Annotated in this window: 2 protein-coding genes; both read right to left on the reverse strand. The window is 68.7% G+C overall.

The genetic code is table 11. The annotated features are described in order from the left end of the window. Positions 1-262 precede the first annotated feature (262 nt). Positions 263-1,087: a hypothetical protein gene (locus Q0Q47_RS31075; protein WP_293869058.1), complete on the reverse strand. Its 825-nt coding sequence runs from the start codon at positions 1,085-1,087 to the stop codon at positions 263-265. Further along, positions 1,084-2,934: a hypothetical protein gene (locus Q0Q47_RS31080; RefSeq protein ID WP_293869060.1), complete on the reverse strand. Its 1,851-nt coding sequence runs from the start codon at positions 2,932-2,934 to the stop codon at positions 1,084-1,086. The genes Q0Q47_RS31075 and Q0Q47_RS31080 overlap by 4 nt, the downstream gene beginning before the upstream one ends. Positions 2,935-2,998: the final 64 nt, after the last annotated feature.

Here is a 2,998-nt window from a genome sequence, read left to right on the forward strand (position 1 = left end):
AGATCCAGTCCGCCGACAGCGGGGTGGCTCCGGCGTCGACCGAGAAGAGCCAGGTGCCGTTCCGGTGATCGTAGCCCAGCAAAAAATCGCCGCCCGGGGCGTCGAGCGTCATCAGCCGCTCCAAAAACGGATCGATCTCGGACCAGAGGCTTCGCTCATAGCTGGCGCCGGTCTTGCTCGTGACGATCTCGATCCGCCAGCCCGCCGCGTCCCGAATCAGAGACCGGCCGACCTGCAGCCGGTGCAGGTCCCCAACGCGGGGCTACGAGACACCAGCCAGGGCGATCGCCGTGGCATGGAGGGCCAGTGTCATCGCACGGCGACTGCCACGTGGAGCGGCCCGGCTCTGAGTGAGGAGGGCCTCGGCCATCGCCCAGGCCCGGCCGAGTGTCAGCCCGGTCGCAAGGAGCTTGTCCTCCTTCTTCTTGCGCTTGCGGCGGAGGAGCGGCATCAGCGCCACCCGTTCGGTGCGGATGCGCCGTGCCAGCGGCGCATCCAGCGGCTCGACAAAGCGGGCGAGCAGTTCGAGTTCTGCGGATAGGCCGGCAAGCGCCCTGCCCCGCTCCCGCGCCGCGGCAAACCAGCCGCGGAGTGAGGCGTCGTCGAGAACGACCGGCGCTGCCGCCTCGATCCGCTCTTTCGCGATGACGCGCAGGACATGCTCGAGATGCTTTTGCCGCGACGGCCCGAGGGGACGGCGAGAAAAGCGGCGGCTGGCGGCGGGCCTGCTTGCGCTTTCGGCGCGCAAGTCTTCGAGACGGGCAAGCCAGTCCGCCGGGAGCGCTTCGAGGCCGACAGTAAGCGTCGGTCTTGGCCCCCGCGGTCGGGCAGGGCCGGCCCGCCGCGCCTTCTCGCTTTTCTCCCGTTTCAACTGCCGGATCGCGAGGCGCAGCGGGCCGACCTCATCCGGTGCAGACATCGCGAGCACCGGGCGCAGGCGCTCGAGCGTCGACAGACGGCCGAATGCAAGAAAGTCCTCGGCGGTCGGAATGGTTACCCCGCGCGCGGCGAGATGGCGGCGCCAGCGGGCCAGGCGGTCCTGGTCGGTTCCTGAGAGCATCGGGGGCGCCTTTGCGTCGAAGGTCATGCGGCCGGCGCCAGCGCGGCGCCCTTCGCCGGCTGGTGGCGCTTGGCACTGCGCCGTGCCGCCGCGAGCAGGTCCTGGCCCTGTTTCTGGATCTTCGCCTGATCGAGCCAGGCGTAGTATTTGCGGACGGTGTCGATGCTGTCACCGAGCACCGCCGCCGCCTCGGCCCAGGCGGAGGGATCGACGGAGAGGATGAGGTAGGCGCAGACATGGCGCGCCTGGTGCAACGTCATGTCGAGCCCGACATGACGGCAGCCTGCGCGGAAATGCGCGGCAAAACTCGTTTCCTCAAGCGGCGCATCGCGGGACTCCGACGGAAACAGGTAGTCACTGTCCGCGAGATGCCGGCGGTAGGGATGTTCATCGATTAACCGCGTCCGGACCACACGAAGATACCAGAGGAGCAGGTTGCACAAATCAGAGTCTGCTTCCGCTTCGATCGACTTGCGGTTCTTGACCTCTTCGCCGGGAATCGTGATGCGCAGCTGTCCCTCGCGCAGGTCGAGATGCGGGCTCTCGCCGCGGAACCGCAGCCCGGCCAGGTTCGCAGCCCGGAGGGGCACACAGCGGAAGAGCAGCCCGGCTTGCAGAGCGGCGATGCCGAGCGTCAGGGCCCGCATGCGTTCGCGCTGAGCGAGCTTCGGCCAGTTCGCCGCCAGCTCGTCGGCGTCGCGGCGCAGCCGCTCGGGCAGGTCATGCACCGCGCGTTGTTGCGCCGGGCTCTTCGCGAACCGCTTGATCCACTCCAGCCGCGAGGGGGACATCGAGGCGTAGGACGGGGTCGCCTCCTGCACGCGGCTGCGGATCTCGTGAAGCGCGGCACGGGTCGCGTCACTGACACCGGTCCACTCCGCGACATGGACGAGCCGACAGATCATGTGATGCAGCGTCGAGGTCTTGCGCCCGACCTCTCCCGAGGCCTGACGGGCCAGCCAGACTGACTCGACCGTCTCGAGAACCGTCGGATCGGCAAAAAGGTCGAGACCAAGTTCCGCCTGAGGGGGAAGCGCATCTGCTCTGTCGAGAAGACCGAGCGCCGCGGTCAGCGTATGCTCGTAGCCTCGTGCAGTCCGCTCAGAAAACGAAGTTTCGTCCGGCAGCCGCAGGAGTTGCAGGCCCTGACCCCCGCGTTTGGCGGCAACGAAGGCGTCGAACTCCGCCCAGAGCCGCCCGGCCGCTGGCGCGCCGCGGCGCAGGCGGGAGGTCGGAACCTGGGCTGCGGGCGGGAGTGCGGGAGCGTGGCGCGGAAGCAGAGCTGCAAGGCCCGGGACATCGTCGTGATGCGCGAGCAACGTGGCGATCGCGAACAGCCCGCGGCGGAACGTCCGCCGGTCCTTCCCGGTCAGCGTCCCGATCGCCGTTGCTGCCCAGTCGTCCGTCACGCCCTGCGGCGCAATCCCGGCCGGCGACGCCAGGCGGGCGACGAGGCCGAGGCTCAAATCGAGATGCGGCGGCAGCGGTCGATTGACCCCGCCGTTGGCCTTCGCAAGCGCGAGAAGGTCGACCCAGGCGGGCAACAGTTCTCTTCGCGGCGCGGGCTCCGGCATCGTGGCCCTGTTCAGCGCGGCACGGACCCGCTTGCGCCACTCGATAAACTCCGCCTCGCCGCTAAATCCGAGCGACAGGGCAGAGACGCGGCCCCTGCCCCATTTCTCCTCGAACGCCGCCGGATCGGCGGGAATGCGGGCGAGATCGGTGTTGTAGACCCGCGCGCAGCGCTTGATCTGCGGCCGGATCTGGTTCGCCGTCCCCTTGCTATAGCCGAGGGTCGGCAGCGCCTCGAGCAGGTCGTGCATCGAGCGGATCGGCGTCATCGAGGGAATTTGTGGCGGTGCGTTCATCATCATGTCTTCTGTCCTGCATCTGCGGTCGGGGCCGCCACAGACCCGGCTCCGACCGCAGATGCAGGAC

Origin of the sequence: uncultured Alsobacter sp., assembly GCF_945952055.1 — a bacterium.
Taxonomy (GTDB): domain Bacteria; phylum Pseudomonadota; class Alphaproteobacteria; order Rhizobiales; family Beijerinckiaceae; genus Alsobacter.